Below are 18,062 nucleotides of genomic sequence, written 5' to 3' on the forward strand. Positions count from 1 at the left end.
ATGAATAGATTTAAACTGACTCTGGTTCTTTTTAGTATGCTATTTTTTGCCTGCCAAAATAAAGAAGGGCAAAGGATAAAAATTGTAGATAAAGAAGATATAAAATCCAATGTTATTGGTAAAAATGTTCAATTAGTCGATGTGCGCACTTTAGAAGAATATGAATCTGGTCATATTGATAATGCGGTGAACTATAACATTATTAATAGAGATACTTTTTTAATACAAATTCAAAAACTAAATAAAAACCAACCTGTTTATTTGTATTGTAAGATGGGTGGTAGGAGCAATAGAGCTGCTAAATTGTTGAAAGAACAAGGATTTGAAAAAATATTTGACTATTCAGAAGGCTATAATGATTGGGTCACAGAATAATTAAATCAACACTTCTTTTTAAATTTTAGAAATGGAAAATATGATGCAACCATGGCCATGGTACATTTCAGGTCCACTCATTGCCTTTATAATGGCAATTCTAATTCTAGTTGGGAAAAGCTTTGGAATGTCCTCCAACCTTAGAACTCTATGCAGTATTGGTGGGGCGGGTAAGCTATCGGATTTTTTCCGTTTTGATTGGAGAGCACAAAAGTGGAATTTAATTGTTGCCTTAGGAGCAATAATAGGAGGTTATTTGGCCCATAATTTTTTGAGTGGAGACACATCAGTTTTGATAAATCAAAATTCTATTGAAGCCCTAGAGCAACTCGGGATTCAAGATGGGAGCGATGCCTATATGCCATCTCTTTTGTTTGGTCTTGAAGCTCTGTCAAATGTTAAATCCTTAGCATTATTATTAGTGGGAGGATTTTTGGTAGGTTTTGGTGCAAGATACGCTGGCGGATGTACCTCAGGACATGCCATATCTGGATTAAGTAACCTACAATTACCGTCTTTGATAGCAGTTATTGGCTTCTTTGCTGGGGGGTTGTTAATGGTTCATTTTATTTTTCCACTAATTTTTTAAGTTATGCGAAGCTTTATCTATTTAGTTATTGGTATATTTTTTGGAATTGTAATGTTTAAATCAGAAGCAGCCTCATGGTTTCGTATTTATGAGATGTTTCGATTTGATAGTTTTCATATGTATGGCATTATTGGCTCAGCTTTATTTTTAGGTATATCGTTCACACAATGGGTCAAAAAGTCAAAAATGGAGTCTTTTTTTGGAGAAAAAATAAGAATTGAGCCTAAGAAAAAATCCTTTTTAAGATATGCTATAGGAGGCACTATTTTTGGTCTGGGATGGGGTTTGGCCGGTGCATGTCCTGGACCAATGTATACTTTAATCGGGGCTGGTTTTTGGACAATTTTAGTTGTTTTGTTTGGAGCTGTTTTAGGAACCTTTGTTTACGGTCTTTTAAAGAATAAGTTACCTCATTAGCTTATGATTTTTACCACACAAAGAGAGTTTCTACCCTTAAAACGAGTATTTGGTTACTTGTTTAAACATCGTCTTAGCTTTGTAGGTTAATTGATGGTTCCCCAAATCGTCGAACTAAAATTTTATGCAACGCAACATCTGTATTATTGATGATGATTTAGTATCCCAATTCGCCACTCGCTATTGTATTGAGCAGTATGGAGAAAACTATAATATCTCTACCTGCACAAATGCGGAAGAAGGTCTGGAAATGTTATCGAATTTGATAGTAGAGGGGAAAGAACTTCCTGATATTATTTTTCTGGATTTGGTAATGGGAGATATGAATGGTTGGGAGTTTCTAGAAAACTTACAAAGTCTTTCTAAGGGTAAGAAACTACCAGAAATATATATATTATCAGCTTTTGTAAATTCAAAGGACAGGGCAATTGCCAAAGAACACGCAGCAATTGAAGGTTATATAGATAAGCCACTTTCAAGAAACAGTCTGGATAAAATTTTTACTGACAAGAAGGCGAAAAGTAAATCTTCCACTTTATAGTTCTTAAACTGTATAATAATAGGTAAAATTTGTATCGAATTTTCCTATCTATAGTAGCCCCGGCAAGAATCGAACCTTTTTCCCAGCCCCCTTTATTTAAAAGGCTTTCAGCTTTTTATGATTTTTAATGTTGACGATTTGTGAACTTTTTTGGTGATTTTTCTTTCGTCAATACAAATGTAATCGAAAGAACTTAAATGCTATTATTCTTAATTAGAATATGTAACTATCCCAAATCTTACCCTTAAACTTTAAGCATGGATCCTGTTCTGATTTTATAGTGTTCCGAGAGATAAACGTCGAGTAAAATCAGAATAGGGCGCATCCTACTTTTAATTTGAAGTTCCATTTTTTCTTTCATTATAATTACTTTTCGCTTTAATGGAACTACTTACAACTTAAATATCCAATATGTAAAGTCAATTTATTAATACGGATAAAAGGGTATTAACGACCATTTTGAGATAAGCTTTGCCGTGTTTATTTTCTTTTGCGACCTCCGGGAGAAAAAGCAAGATTGTCATGACAATGACACATCTTGAATAAACTCTCAACTTCAAATTATCTCTATCCTTAGTGGAGAATGAAAAGCGCCCAAGTTTTAACTAGAGAAAAGAAGCTCTTTTAGAAGAAGTTCATTGAATGAAAAGAATCAACGAGATTTTGAAAATGAATATATGGTGTTTTGTAAAAAACTACTATGAAACCAACATGAGCATATGCGCCCTATTTGATTTTTGATTGATGGAATTTGAGTTATTTAATCATTTTTTGCGGCTCAAAAAAATTTAAAATTACTACGGAAATAATTTTTATTAACAAATAATTAATAAAGGTTGTAAACTTATTACCATGGAAACATATTTTAATTACCTTACAATTAAATTTCAGAATAAAAATGACTCAAATTAGTTCCCCAAAGAATAAGGCACAGGAAAATGGTAAGCTCACCAATTCAAAAATAGAACAACTAAAGGATATTATTTTTGGCGAGAACATTCAAGAATATGATTCCGAATTTGAAAAAATAAAAAGCGAAATACAAAGTAAAAAAGTAGAACTTGAGAATCTAATTAACGAAATTAAAAATGAATTAGATGCTGCTATCGATAATTTAAGTACAGACATCAATATAAGACTAACAGATATTGAAGATAGTTTTTCTGATAAACTCAAAGATTTGGACAACAACAAGATTGATAAGAACTCTCTAGGGCAGCTCTTAATATCATTAGGAGAGAAAATAGCCAAGGGCCAAAAATAAAAGCCCTTTTATATGAATGAGAAAGATAAGCTTACATTATTCAAAGAAATTCTTTTAACGGACGAACGAGAGTTTGCAGAAAAAATTTCAACTAGAATTGATCAAATTGAAAAGACAATAAACGAACAAAAGAAGCTTTCAAAAAAAGTCGATCCCATAATTACTGAGCGTTTGAACGAATACACTCGAAGTATTCCCGAAACATTAGGCAGTACAATCACAGAAACACTCAAAAAAGAAATTAAAAACTCACGTAATGAAGTAGTTGATGCCCTATACCCCATTTTAGGGAAAATGATCAAAAAGTATATCTCACAAGAAATAAAAGTTCTTTCAGCCAAAATTAATGATCGTCTTAACTGGAAAAAGAGATTTAAGAATAGCATTAGAACTAAAAATAATGCTTCAACAAAACATTTAATCCCCACTAAAATTGAACAGGTTTTGCTTATTGAGCAGGAGTCCGGAATTTTGATTGGAAGTTATTCAAACAAACAGACCATTGATGAAGAAATGATTTCAGGAATGCTAACAGCAATAAAATCTTTTGTTGAAGACGCATACCTAAAAAAACAACAACACCTGGAGCTCATTGAATATGAGTTATTTAAAATACATATTCAAAGTTTTATGACTCATTACATTGCAGTTGTAATTTCAGGTAATTATCATCCTTCTTCGAAAGACAAATTACAAAACATGATTTTTGACTTTTATGAAGAGTTTACAAAAACTAGTATAATAGAAACAAAGAACCTTAATAAAAAATTAGCAAGTTATTTCAGTAATGCAGAAATCTAAAAAGATTGTACTTCTGGGACATTTCGGAGTTGGTAAAACCTCTTTAATTAGGCAATTTGTAAATAGCTCTTTTTCAGAATCTTATAAAGTAACCATTGGTGTTCATATTTCAAAAAAAGAACTCATTATCGAAACACTAGGTCCACTTTCACTAATTATATGGGATATAGAAGGAACCAAAGATTTAAATTCTGTCAGAGATGCTTATCTATTGGGTACTGATGGTGTGCTATATGTTTTTGATATAACCCGGCCTAAGAGTTATGAAAATATCCAAGACGATTTAAAAATTATTAAACAAAAATGCCCTAAAGCAAGCATACAAATCATTGGCAACAAATTAGATTTGATTGAAAAAGAAGTCTTAAACCAACTTGATAAAAAAAATCAGCTTACTTATGATTTTCTAACAAGCGCAAAAACAGGTGAACATGTTAATACTGCATTTTTAAATCTTGTAAAAAATTGTATTCTCCCAAAATCGTAAATAGAATGGGGCCGAGAATTCAACATATTATTACAGATTTAAATGGAAAAATCATTAACAGCAATCAAGCTATCTATAATTTTCAAAAAAATAGCTTGATTAGTGAAAAACACCCTTTTTTTTACAACATAGAATTTTTACCAATAAGTGACAACGGACTAATATTTACTTGTGTCAATTTGTGTATTGAAGACCAAGAAATTGTTGCTGATATTGAAATTAATAGAAGAGGGAAAATTCTTTCTATTGTTATTCAAGATTTGACAACTTATTATGAGAATTATCAATTAGTTGCCCAAGAAAAGAACGAATTAAATATCAGCTTAGAAAAAGTTAGCGAAAAAAATTTCATTCTTGAAGAAAGAGAGCAATTCAAAGAGAATTTTATTCAGAATTTTAGTCATGAATTACGAAATCCTTTAATGCATATTATCTCTTTTACTTCCCTTCTTTCTGATACCGGTTTAACTCAAGAACAAAAAGACTACGTCAATTTTATAAAAAGCTCAAGTAATAAATTGACTTCTATGGTAGAAGATATTTTAGAGGTTGGAAAAATTAATACAGGACAATTAATTATAAAAAAAGAAGCTTTTAGCATCGTTAATCTTCTTGAGAGTCTCCGCCTAGTATATGGTTTAAAAGCAAAGCAAAAAGGTCTTATTTTAAGAATGGAAATTAATAAAAATATACCTGAGGTATTAGTCTCTGACGAAAAATGCTTGTTTCAAATATTAACCAATCTTTTGGATAATGCCATTAAGTTTACAAATAGAGGGGAAATAGTCTTAAAGGTTATACTGAATCAACGCTGGGGTAGAAATATTAATTTGAGCTTTCATGTTTCCGATTCGGCTGGAGGCATTGAAAAGACTAGTATACCAAATATTTTTGAATATTTTCATCGCCTAGATAATGCCAAAGAACATAGAGGTTTAGGATTAGGTTTGCCAATAGTTAAAAAAATACTGAATGCTCTAAAAAGTGATATAAGAGTAACATCAAACTCAAAAGGTGGTTCTGTATTTTACTTCGATTTGAGTCTAACATGTATTCGAAAATCCTACATTAATCTCCCGACTTATTTGAATAAAAGTGTTTCTAAAACAACAGGTACAGCATTAAATAAAGCAAAGAAGCGTGTCATGATAGTTGAAGATGACGAGCAAACTCAATTAATCTTATTCAAGTACTTATTAGAAGAAAAAAAATACTCAATTGAAGCGTTTTCGGGTAAAGAAGATTTAAGTCCTATAATTACTAAAGAACCATTAGATTTAATAATTGTTGATATTCATCTACCAGAGACTAATGGCTATGAAATCGCCAGCCTAATTCGAAATCTTCCTGATAAAAAGACTAACAAAACTCCGATTATAGCCATAACAGCGGACGCCTATAAAAAAAATATCGAAAGATGTTATTCCTCAGGTATTAATACTGTCCTAACCAAACCATTTACAAAATTAGATTTAATTAATGCAATTAATACCTTTATTTAACCCTCAAAAAGGTGTAATTCAATTTTAACATAATTTTTTAAGCTTTTTACTTGTTAAAATACATTTCATCGATAAAAAAATACTTTTAATCGATATTTTTCTCCCTAATTCACTCTACGAATCTTACAATTAACAAAAGCAGAGCTAGCTTTATAATTAAAATGTAAAACTGGTTGTTTTCATTTTGGTGTTTTGTGGACGGGTAGATCTAAAAGTACTTATTAGTTCCCCCGATTACTTTTATTATTTACCCGTGCTAAACATTTAGCAAAAAATTTGGAAAATCAACTAATTGAATAATACCATTCATCGATTATTCATTGTTTCACAACAACTTATCGATGAAATACAACATCCGGGGGGATTGTTAAAAAAAATATAATATGTTTGAATTTTCTTACAAATATTTAAATAAAATCTTAATGAAAAGATTTATACTCAATAACTGGTTCTTTAGTCTTCTATCTTTTTTATTGCTCGGCACTGCGTTCTCTTATGGCCAAAATTGTTCGGTCAATGCAGGTATAAATGAGACAATATGCGTTAATGATGGTACGTTTACTTTATCAGGTTCTTCCGCTGGTTTGATTCAGAGTGGTCCGGTATGGTCTCAGGTTGCTGGTCCATCAGTTATCATTGATGACCCAAATGACCCTAATTCCTCAATAACGGGCTTAATTGGGGGGAACGTTTACACATTTCGGCTTTCGGCTAACTGTACGGATGGAAGCACACAATTTCAGGATGTTAACATTAGCGTGGAACCTATAACGATAGCGGATGCTGGAAATGATGTGACCTCTTGTCCCGATACCTCTGGAGCCATAAGCATAACGGGAAATACGCCGATTAATCCAGGTGAAATAGGGAGTTGGAGTATAGACGGCGCCAACAATGCTGGAGTTACTATAAATTCTCCAACTTCAGCAACAACAACTTTAGACTTAGCAGAAAGTAGCGCAGGTACCACAACACTTCGTTGGACTATTACCGGGCCAGACTTTGCTCCTGGTCAATTTTGTGAATCATCGGATACCATCACCATCACTAACTATGGTGGGGAGCTGCCAGTAAGTGCGGGAGCAAATCAAAATTTGGATAATTGTTATACCGTAACGCAGTCTACAAATTTGAATGCAAGTTTTGGCGGCAATAATATTAATGGACAACAAGGTGCCTGGTCTTTTGTCAGCGGGCCAAGCACACCAAACTTCTCAAATGCAAATAGCAATACTAGTAATGTATCTAATCTCATTGAAGGAACTTACGTATTAAGATGGACGGTTGCAGGTCCTTGCGTTTCCGGGCAAGATACGGTCACTATAACTGTAGATGAAGCTACCCAAGACATTTCGAATGCTTCAGTTCAGGAAAACAATATTCGCTTTTGCGACCCAAGTATTACAACTACAACTTTAGTAGGGTCACAACCCCAATTCTCTGGAGAGACCGTTCAATGGACACAAACCGGTGGACCTTCGGCCTCAATCCTCAATGATACGAATAGTACAACACAAATATCAGGTTTGGTTTCGCCAAATACCTATACTTTTGAGTACACGATAAGCAATTCGGTAACGGGTTGTTTTGATACGGAAACAGTTACCATAAGATATTCCGTAAATCCAATCACTATAACCGCAAACGGTGGCACTGATATCACTGGAGTTTGTGGGCAGTCCGAAGTGGACATTCCCTTTACGACAACGGGCAATGGCGGGAATACCTTTGCTATAGTTAGTGGCCCATCTGGTTCTACCTTAGTGGATCCCAATGATTTTAACAATACTGGAAGTACTCCATTGGCCATTGATTTTGATGTAGAGGGTACCTATACTGTACTATTGCGGAGAGCGGTAAGTGGGTCGGTACAGACCGGTTGTGAGGTAGGTACGGATGCCATCAATGTGACCATATCCTTGAATCCAACAAGTGCTAATGCAGGCACTGGGCAGGTCTTGGCTTGTAATGTGACATCGACCTCCTTGGCTGGTAATGCGGTAAGTACGGGGAACTCATTGTGGTCGCAAATAAATGGTCCAAATACGGCAACCATCACAAACCCCTTCGATCAGACCACCCCGGTTTCAGGACTTATTCCAGGTGAATACATCTTTCAGTATGCCATATCCGGGGGTAATGCCTGTTCTCCTTCTGCGGAGTCAACAGTAAGCGTTACCGTATCCTCAGATGCAGCGATTACCACAGATGCAGGACCAAATCAGCCTTTGGTATGTTTTGGAGCGCCAGTGTTGTTAGCTGCCCAAGATCTTCCTGCGCCCAATTTAGTTGGAGAATGGACCGTTGATACCGCTCCGGTTGGGGCTACAATCGTCTTTGCAGACGCCAATGATCCAAATACTTTGGTTTCCGGTTTGGATGATGCCAATGAAACCTATGTTTTAAGATGGACGGTTTCCAACCCCAATGACAATACATGCCCACCGCCGGGTACGGATACTGTAACCATTACCACGAATGCAACACCAGGTCCAACCACAGCAAATGCAGGCACTGATCAATGTTTAGCAGCTGGAACGGGCACAGTGAACCTGAATGGAAATGCCCCAGGTGCTGGGGAAACAGGACAATGGACCGCAACACCCAATACAGGAATAAGTTTTGCGGATAATACGTTGTTCAATACAACGGCAACAATTACAGTTGATCAAAGTTATACCCTTACTTGGACCATTTCAAAAGCCGGTTGTCAATCAACATTCGATGATGTAGAGATCACCGTAGATGCCTCGGCATCGGCCAATGCGGGTCCAGATGATAGTGTGTGCGTAGCTACGTATACGATGGTGGCAACAAGCTCAACAGGAACGGGCTTGTGGACCCAAGTTTCTGGTCCTGGTGGTGTTACCATTGATGATGAAACAAGCCCGACCGCACAATTTACTTTCACTTTTTCTGGTCAATATGTATTTGAGTGGACGGTCAACAGTGGAACCTGTTCCACAGATTCCGATCAGATTACCCTTAACATTGGTATCCCTCCTACTATTGCTGCTGTAGGTGCTGATCAGACTATTTGTCTGGCGGATAATACGGTATTGTCAGGAAACGGATTCGATTCCAATGTGGAAACTGGGTTTTGGACCTTGCTTTCCGGTGCCCCTAATACGCCCACAATTGCCAATGTGAACAATCCAAACACAGTGGTATCCAATTTAGTATCGGGAATTTACAATTTCAGATGGACCATAGCAGGGGATAGCAATTGCCCAACCTCATTTGCAGATTTACAAGTAGAAGTATTTGCACCTGCCGGAGATGATGAAACATTGCAGTTTTGTGAGATAACAAATTTTTTGGTGGAAGCTACCTTTGGTGCTACAGGTACTTGGGCACAAACCTCAGGTCCGACGACAGGTGTTTCCATAAATCAAAATCCGGCAAATAGTAATGTAGCCGAAATCGAGATTGTTGCTGGAAGTACATACGAGTTCACTTTTACAACGGATTATGCGTGTGGTACGGATACAAAAGTGGTGACCGTTGTTTCTAGTACGGCGCCTTCTATTGATCCCAATGCGGGACTAGACCAGATTTTGTGTACCGCAGATATTGGAGCTCCATTTCAGACCACTTTAGCCGGAAATTCACCACCAGTTGATGTTTCCAATGCGGAATGGCGTTTTGCCAATGAACCCTCAGGGAGTTTAGCTACCATTGATTCCCCCAACAGTCCAACATCTACAATATCAAACCTATCAGTACCGGGAGTTTATATTTTGGAATGGAACTTTGAATCTGGCAATTGTACGGATACTGCGGATGTTGTGCGCATTGAAGTTTTTGAAGCACCTTCCACCGCAGACGCTGGTGCAGATCAGACGGATGCTTGCCAATTGGATGCTCAAATGAATGCCGTTCCCCCAACTGCTGGAATTGGTACATGGACATTTTCCAACGATCCATCTGGAGGTGTCGCGGTAATTGATAGTCCAAATTCTCCCACTACAACCTTATCCAATATCACAATTTTGGGTACTTACGAACTTACATGGACGGTTACCAATGGAACAACCTTTGTTAACCCATCCTTATGTGCACCTAGTGTGGATACGGTTGAAATTACCTTTACCGACGTCCCACCTTCAGATGCTGATGCAGGCCCAGACCAAGATTTTTGTGATGCCACTTCAGCAAACTTGGCAGCTGTAGCACTAACTACAGGAACAGGAACATGGAACCAAACAGCCGGGCCTGGGATAACACAATTTGGAACTCCTGCCACAATTACGGATGTAAACAATCCCAATACGCCAGTTTCTGATTTGGAAGCTGGAACGTACGAATTCACCTGGACTGCAAGCAATGGGGGATGTACACTTACAGATACTATGGAAATTGTGATTCTATCCCAGCCGATAATAGCGGATGCTGGGCCGGATCAAACAATTCAACAATTTTCTACCATCGCCCTTGCAGCTACTCCAACGACTGTTGGCACAGGGCTTTGGACCCAGATTTCTGGACCCACTACAGCAAGTTTTGTAGATGACACTGCCCCAGATACAGAGGTCTTTGGTGTTGATGTGGGAGACTATGTATTTGAATGGACCGTATCTAATGGCATCTGTGCCGATGTTTCGGATACCATGACACTAACCATTTTAGGGATGGCTGATTTGGAGTTGACCAAGACGGTAAATCCTACTAGCGTAAACGCCGGTGACACGGTTACCTTTACCATTTCTATTTTTAACAATGATGGTACTGCTTTTGGCAATTCTGATGCTACCGGAGTTACTGTTGAAGATATTGTTCCAAGCGGATATACCCTAGTTCCAGGAACGGTTAGTAATGGTGGTGTTTTTAATGCAGGGGATTTATCAATAGTATGGTCCAATCTGACTGTGGTATTTGGAGCTACCCTAGACCTTTCTTTCGATGCTACCGTCAATACGACAGGTGTATATGACAATACCGCTGAGATAACGGCAAGTGATCAACCCGATCCAGATTCTACGGTAAACAATGCCAGTCCTGCAGAAGATGATCAAAGTACAACAGCGATTACCCTTCAATCTTCGGATTTAAGTTTATTGAAGACGGTGAGTCCCACCACGGCAAGTGTAGGCGAAACAGTGACCTTTAGTTTGGAGGTCTCCAATGCGGGTACTTCCAATGCGAGCGGGATTGCGGTTTCGGATGTTGTTCCCAGTGGTTATACCATAGGCACGGTGAACAATGGTGGGTCTGTTTCCGGAAACGAGATAAGCTGGAGCGGCCTATCGGTGACCAGCGGGGGTTCCACCACGGTTTCGTTTGAAGCTGCGGTGAGCATGCCCACGGGAGCCGCCGGAGAGTACACGAACACGGCTGAGATTACGGCGAGCGATCAATTGGACCCGGACAGTACGCCAGGGAACGATGATGGGAATCAAAGTGAGGATGACGAGAGCGCTTCGGGGATTACCTTGGAACAAGTGGATTTGGAACTTGGCATAAGCAGTGCCCCTACATCTGGCAATGCTGGCGACACGGTGACCTACACGGTTTCCTTGACCAATGACGATACCGTTGCAACGGGGGACGCCACCGGTGTGGATGTTGTAGTTGTGGTACCATCGGGCTTTACCATAGTACCGGGAAGTATTAGCAACGGAGGGGTGTACAACTCTGGGAGCGGGACGATAACTTGGAGCGGTGTTTCCCTTACCAATGGGACAACAACGGACTTCACGTACGATGTTACGGTGAACCCCAGTGGCAATTACGATACCACGGGAGAGATTACGACTTCGGACTTGCCCGACCTGGACAGTACGCCCAACAATGATGATGGGGACCAGAGCGAGGACGATGAAGCACTTGCTTCCTTCACCTTACAGTCAGCGGATTTAAGTCTGTTAAAAACTGTGAGTCCCACCACAGCTAGTGTTGGGGAGACCGTAACGTTTACACTCGCTATTTCCAATGCTGGAACTAGCAATGCTACAGGTGTTTCAATTGCCGACCTTGTGCCTGGAGGCTATACAATTGGCACCATCAACAATGGAGGAACCCGGATTGGGAATGAAATAACATGGACGGGCCTTACCGTAACAAGTGGCGGTTCTACCTCAGTTTCTTTTGAAGCAGTGGTGAACATGCCAACAGGAGCAAGTGGGGAATACAACAACACAGCCGAAATAACGGCAAGTGATCAAATAGATCCAGATAGTACTCCAAACAACGATAATGGGGATCAAAGCGAAGATGATGAGAGTGCATCTGCGATTGTATTAGAGGTTGCGGATTTAGAACTAACGAAATCCATATCCTCATCTAACGGAAATGTTGGGGATATTTTAACCTTTACCATTTCTTTAGAGAATAATGGGACAGGAGATGCAACCGGGGTTTCCATCGTAGATACACTTCCAAACGGTTTTGATATTGTTGGTGGTACCATAAGTAATGGCGGTTTCTATAACCCAGGAAGTCTGACCATAACATGGGACAACCTATCGGTAACCAATGGAGCTACGCAAAATTTAACGTATGATGTAAGTGTTAATGCGAGCGGAAACTACACCAATATTGCCCAGATTACGGCATCGGATTTACTGGATCCCGATAGTTTACCAAACAACGATGATGGCGATCAGAGCGAAGATGACGAGACAAACGCCACTTTTACCCTTCAATCGTCTGATTTAAGTTTGTTGAAGACTGTGAGTCCCACCACGGCAAGTGTTGGTGAGACGGTCACCTTTTCCTTAGAGATATCCAATGCAGGGACTTCGAACGCAAGTGGGGTTGCGGTTTCAGATGTTGTTCCCAGTGGTTATACCATAGGAACGGTGAACAATGGTGGGTCTGTTTCCGGAAACGAGATAAGCTGGAGCGGCCTATCGGTGACCAGCGGGAGTTCTACCACGGTTTCGTTTGAGGCTGTAGTGAACATGCCCACCGGATCGGGCGGAGAGTACAATAACACGGCTGAAATCACGGCGAGCGATCAATTGGACCCGGACAGTACCCCTGGGAACGACGATGGTGACCAAAGTGAAGATGATGAGAGCGCTTCAAGTATTACCCTTGAACAAGTAGATCTTGAACTAGATATCTCAAGCGTACCAACTTCGGGTAATGCGGGCGATACCGTTACCTATACCGTAGCGTTGACCAATGACGATACCATTGAAACTGGTGATGCTACTGGAGTTGAAATAGTGGTTGTAGTTCCTTCTGGGTTTACAATTGTTCCAGGCAGCATTAGTGGTGGCGGTGTTTACAACCCAGGTAGCGGGACAATCACTTGGAGCAATGTTAATGTTGCAAATGGTGATACTTCTAACTTTACATATGACGTAACCGTAAATGAGTCTGGAAATTACAATACAACCGGTGAAATTACGGCCTCTGATTTACCTGATGTCGACAGTACACCAAACAATGACGATGGAGACCAAAGTGAAGATGATGAGGCAATTTCCCCATTCTCTTTGCAATCCGCCGACCTTAGTTTAGTAAAAGATATTAGTGCTGGATCCAGTGCGACTCCTAACATAGGTGATACCTTGGTTTTTGAACTTACAATAACCAATGCAGGTCCAAACACTGCAACTAATGTAGTTATTGAAGATGAAGTACCAAGAGGCTACACCTTAGGAACCGTCAACAATGGCGGTACTTCCATTGCAGGTATTTTCTTAAGTTGGGATATTGCCTCACTGCCAGTTGGCAACACTACCTTATCTTATGAAGTTACAGTAAACGAACCTTCTGGTGATATTGATGAATATTTAAATATTGCGGAGGTTGCGGCAAGCGACCAATCAGACCCAGATAGTGAGCCTTTCAATGATGATGGTGACCAAGATGAAGATGATGAAGACTTTTTTGAAATAACACCACAGCTTATTGATTTAGATCTTGACAAATCTGTTAGTATAAGTAATCCAAATGTTGGTGACGTTGTTACCTTCACAATAGCAATCAGCAACTTAGGTAATGCACCTGCCACCGGGGTTGCTGTTGAAGATATTCTTCCTTCTGGTTATAGCAATGTAACTAGTATTAGTAATGGTGGTTCGTTTGGAGCCGGAGTTGTTTCTTGGTCTGGATTAAACATTCCATTGGGTTCTAATAGCATATCCTTGACATTTAATGCACAAGTTTTAGCTCCAACTGGAGCAGTTGATGAGTATAAAAACCGAGTTGAAGTTACCGCTGCTGACCAATTTGATACAGATAGCGCTCCAAACAACGATGATGGTGATCAAAGTGAAGATGATGAAGATAATATTACCATCATACCACAACAGGCAGATTTAAGCCTCACTAAAACTGCAAGTACCCCAAGTCCAAATGTTGGAGATACCGTAATGTTTACATTAACGATTAATAACTTAGGACCTAACATTGCAACAAATGTTGCTTTAGAAGATATTTTACCTTCAGGATTTACTTTAACTACAGTAAATAATGGTGGTTCGTCAGCAGTAAATACCGCAAGCTGGACGGGTCTAACAGTACTAGCTAATGGTGGTTCAACTTCAGTAACTTATGAAGCAACTGTAAATGCACCTACAGGGGCATTCGATGAATACTTAAATGTGGCGAGTATTACCGCATCTGACCAATTTGACCCAGATAGTGACCCTACTACTGGTAATGCTATTGATGAAGATGGTAATGGTCAAGGTGACGACGATGATGAAGATGCTATAAACCTTACACCGAACGTTGCAGATTTATCATTGACCAAAATAGTTGTTGATGGCGATACTAGTCCGCAAGTGGGAACTGAAATTAGTTTTGAAATTACGGTTTTCAATGATGGTCCACAAGATGCCAATGACGTAGTAGTGCAAGATTTACTTCCTACCGGTTTCGATTTTATACTATATAGTTCAACTTCCGGAATCTATAATGAAAGTACCGGGGTTTGGTTGGTTGGTGATATTTCTAGCGGAGGTTCAGAAACTCTAGTAATAGATGTTTTAGTAAATCCCACAGGAAATTATACCAATGTTGCAGAAGTGACTGCGTCTGATGTCTTTGATATAGATTCTACACCAAACAATGATATTTTGACAGAAGATGATCAAGATGATGTTACGGTATCACCAATAAGCACTATTGACATTTCTCTGGACAAAACTGTTAGCAATGATACACCTGATGTTAATACGGACATTACCTTCACTATAACGGTTACTAATGAAGGACCAAGCGAAGCTACTAACCTTCAAGTCTTAGATCAGTTACCTTCCGGCTTCACTTATGTATCAGATGATTCGGTAGGGGCTTACGATGATACAACAGGAAATTGGAATATTGGAAATCTAGGTATTGGAAATACAACAGTATTAAATATCGTGGCTACAGTAAATACCATCGGAGTCTACACAAATATTGCAGAGGTCATCTCACATACAGAATTAGATATTGACTCAACACCAAATAATGATATTCTTAGTGAAGACGACCAAGACGAGGTTGTTGTTTCACCAAGACCATTGGTTGACATTTCAGTAACCAAAGTTGCTAATGATATGACCCCCAACATTGGAGGAGAGGTTGAATTTACTGTAACTGTAACCAATGATGGACCAAGTGATGCTACAAATATCGTTGTGACAGACTTATTGGAATCTGGCTATGAATTTGTAAGTGCTACACCTACAAACGGAATTTACGAAGATCTAAATGGTTCATGGACTATTGGAGATTTGGACAACGGTATCACTGAAACAATTATCATTACTGCTAATGTTTTGGCAAATGGCACGTATACTAATACCGCGGAACTAACAGACTTGAATGAATTTGATATAGATTCAGAACCTTCAAATAATGATGACACCGAAGATGATCAAGAAACTATCGAGCCAACTCCGGTTCTAGTTTCAGATCTCGAATTGACCAAGACCGTTAATGACGCATCTCCATTTGTGGGTAATGAAGTCATATTTACCTTGAGTTTAATCAATAACGGTCCAAGTGACGCTAGTGGCGTTGAAGTGGTTGATTTACTTCCAGACGGTTATACTTATGTATCTAACAATAGCACAGCTGGGGTCTATAATGAAGCTTCAGGTTTATGGTCTTTGAATGGTGTAATTCCAAATGGAACGACGGAAACCTTGAATATTGTAGTAGTTGTTAATCCTTCTGGAAATTATAGCAATAGTGCGGAAATTACAGGTTCTAATAATAATGATATTGATTCCACACCAGCGAATGATATTGCTTCGGAAGATGATCAAGATAATGCGGACACCACTCCGACACCACTAGCTGACCTCTCACTGGTCAAAACAGTGGATAATGAATTTCCTGATGTTTCAGACACTATAACCTTCACATTGACTCTGAATAATGCTGGGCCTAGTGCCGCAACAGGCATTCAGGTTAATGAGACGTTACCCTCGGGTTATACTTATATTTCTGATGATAGCGGGGGTCTTTATAATCCGGGAACAGGAATTTGGAATGTTACTAGCCTCGCTGCTGATGCCACAATTGAACTTAATATTGTAGTTGGTATAAATACTACAGGAAGTTATGCAAATGTTGCAGAAGTTATTGCAGTTAACGAATTAGACCCAAATTCCACACCTAACAACAATGATATCAATGAAGATGATCAAGACGAACAAGTGACTTTACCAAGAGTTATAACCGATATCTCTGTATTAAAAACAGTCGATAATGCAAATCCTTCAGTTGGTTCTCAAATAACATTTACTATTACTGTAACCAATGATGGTCCAAGCGATGCCACAGGCCTTGTTGTAGAAGACATTCTAGCATCTGGTTATGAATTTGTAAATGCGGTACCATCCTCAGGAACTTATGATGAAGTCATCGGTTCTTGGAATATTACAGGCTTATTAAATGGAGCTTCTGAAACCTTAGATATTGTTGCTACCGTTTTAACAAACGGTGATTACTCCAACACTGCAGAATTAATTGCACTTGATACTTTTGACCCCGATTCGTCACCAGATAATAATCTTAACTCTGAAGATGATCAAGACACCGTTACCCCTGTTCCAACAGGTCTAGCTGATTTGAGCCTAACTAAAGAGGTGGATGAATTAAACCCAAATGTCGGTGACATTATAGAGTTTACTATTAACCTTACCAATAGTGGTGATAGTGATGCTACGGGTGTTGTGGTTACAGATGTTGTACCAAGTGGATACACTTATCAGTCCCATTTAAGTACTGCCGGGGTATACGACCCTAATACAGGAGTTTGGAATACCAATGGGGTAATACCAAATGGTACTACTGAAACCTTAATAGTGCTTTTACAAGTAAATGCACCGACAGGTACGGATGGAGAGTATACCAATATTGCTGAAATAACAGCCAGTAATCAAGCTGACCCTGATAGTAATATCAATGAAGATTCATCTATTGATGACTTGGCTGACGGTTTGGCCGATGATGATGAAGCAAGTGTAACTGTAGTTCCGCAATCAGTTGATATTTCGGTAGACAAAATAGTAAGCAATGAAAGACCTAAGATTGGTGATGAAATTCAATTTACTATTACCATTAGTAACTTAGGAATTTCTGATGCCACGAACGTTGGTATTGAAGAGTTATTACCAAACGGTTATGCTTACCAAAGTTCACAGGCTTCTATGGGCGCATTCGACCAGGTGGATGGATTCTGGGAAATTCCAGTATTAGCAAGTTCCGAAACGGCCACTTTAATCATTAACGTAGAAGTTTTAGAAGAAGATGACTATATCAACACAGCTAACCTAGCATTTGTGGATCAAATAGATTTAAATGAATCCAATGATTCAGATCAAGCCACAATTGATCCTACCTGTTTGACTATTTACAATGAGTTTTCACCCAATGATGACGGCGTAAACGATTTATTTCAAATTGATTGTATTTCAAGATATCCTAATAATGTGCTACGTGTCTATAATAGATGGGGGAACATTGTTTTTGAGCAGAAGAATTATGATAATACTTGGGATGGTCTTTCTAACGGAAGAGCCACTATAAGTGAACAAGAACTTCTGCCTGTTGGTACTTATTATTACATACTTGAGTTAGGAGATGGCTCAGAACCTGTTTCAGACTGGCTATATATTAATAGATAAACCGAT

Annotated in this window: 9 protein-coding genes; all 9 read left to right on the forward strand. The window is 38.8% G+C overall.

Features of this window, described 5'->3' with window-relative positions; translation table 11 throughout:
• The 9 genes from AACP56_RS08270 to AACP56_RS08310 all read left to right on the forward strand — a co-directional run bounded on the left by AACP56_RS08270 (nt 1) and on the right by AACP56_RS08310 (nt 18,056).
• Entirely contained in the window at nt 1–375 is a 375-nt protein-coding gene (locus AACP56_RS08270) for a rhodanese-like domain-containing protein (protein WP_339335538.1), read from the forward strand.
• 31 nt (nt 376–406) lie between these two features.
• Nucleotides 407–964 carry a YeeE/YedE family protein gene (locus AACP56_RS08275; RefSeq protein WP_339335536.1) on the forward strand — a complete coding sequence of 186 codons (558 nt, stop codon included), beginning with the start codon at nt 407–409 and terminating at the stop codon, nt 962–964.
• Nucleotides 965–967: 3 nt separating this feature from the next.
• Nucleotides 968–1,381 carry a YeeE/YedE family protein gene (locus tag AACP56_RS08280; RefSeq protein ID WP_339335534.1) on the forward strand — a complete coding sequence of 138 codons (414 nt, stop codon included), beginning with the start codon at nt 968–970 and terminating at the stop codon, nt 1,379–1,381.
• 124 nt (nt 1,382–1,505) lie between these two features.
• On the forward strand, nt 1,506–1,922 hold the full coding sequence (locus AACP56_RS08285; protein ID WP_339335532.1) for a response regulator: 417 nt from the start codon (nt 1,506–1,508) through the stop codon (nt 1,920–1,922).
• 898 nt (nt 1,923–2,820) lie between these two features.
• Nucleotides 2,821–3,186, forward strand: a complete 366-nt coding sequence (locus AACP56_RS08290) for a fructose 1,6-bisphosphatase (protein WP_339335530.1) — start codon at nt 2,821–2,823, stop codon at nt 3,184–3,186.
• A 12-nt stretch (nt 3,187–3,198) separates the two neighbouring features.
• Nucleotides 3,199–3,987, forward strand: a complete 789-nt coding sequence (locus AACP56_RS08295; protein WP_339335528.1) for a cell envelope biogenesis protein OmpA — start codon at nt 3,199–3,201, stop codon at nt 3,985–3,987.
• Nucleotides 3,974–4,474, forward strand: coding sequence for a Rab family GTPase (locus AACP56_RS08300; protein WP_339335526.1), 501 nt, complete (start codon nt 3,974–3,976; stop codon nt 4,472–4,474). The genes AACP56_RS08295 and AACP56_RS08300 overlap by 14 nt, the downstream gene beginning before the upstream one ends.
• Nucleotides 4,475–4,479: 5 nt before the next feature.
• Nucleotides 4,480–5,976, forward strand: a complete 1,497-nt coding sequence (locus AACP56_RS08305; protein WP_339335524.1) for a hybrid sensor histidine kinase/response regulator — start codon at nt 4,480–4,482, stop codon at nt 5,974–5,976.
• A 422-nt stretch (nt 5,977–6,398) separates the two neighbouring features.
• Entirely contained in the window at nt 6,399–18,056 is an 11,658-nt protein-coding gene (locus tag AACP56_RS08310) for a PKD domain-containing protein (RefSeq protein WP_339335522.1), read from the forward strand.
• Nucleotides 18,057–18,062 lie beyond the last annotated feature (6 nt).

Source organism: Croceitalea sp. MTPC6, assembly GCF_036985525.1.
Lineage (GTDB): Bacteria > Bacteroidota > Bacteroidia > Flavobacteriales > Flavobacteriaceae > Croceitalea.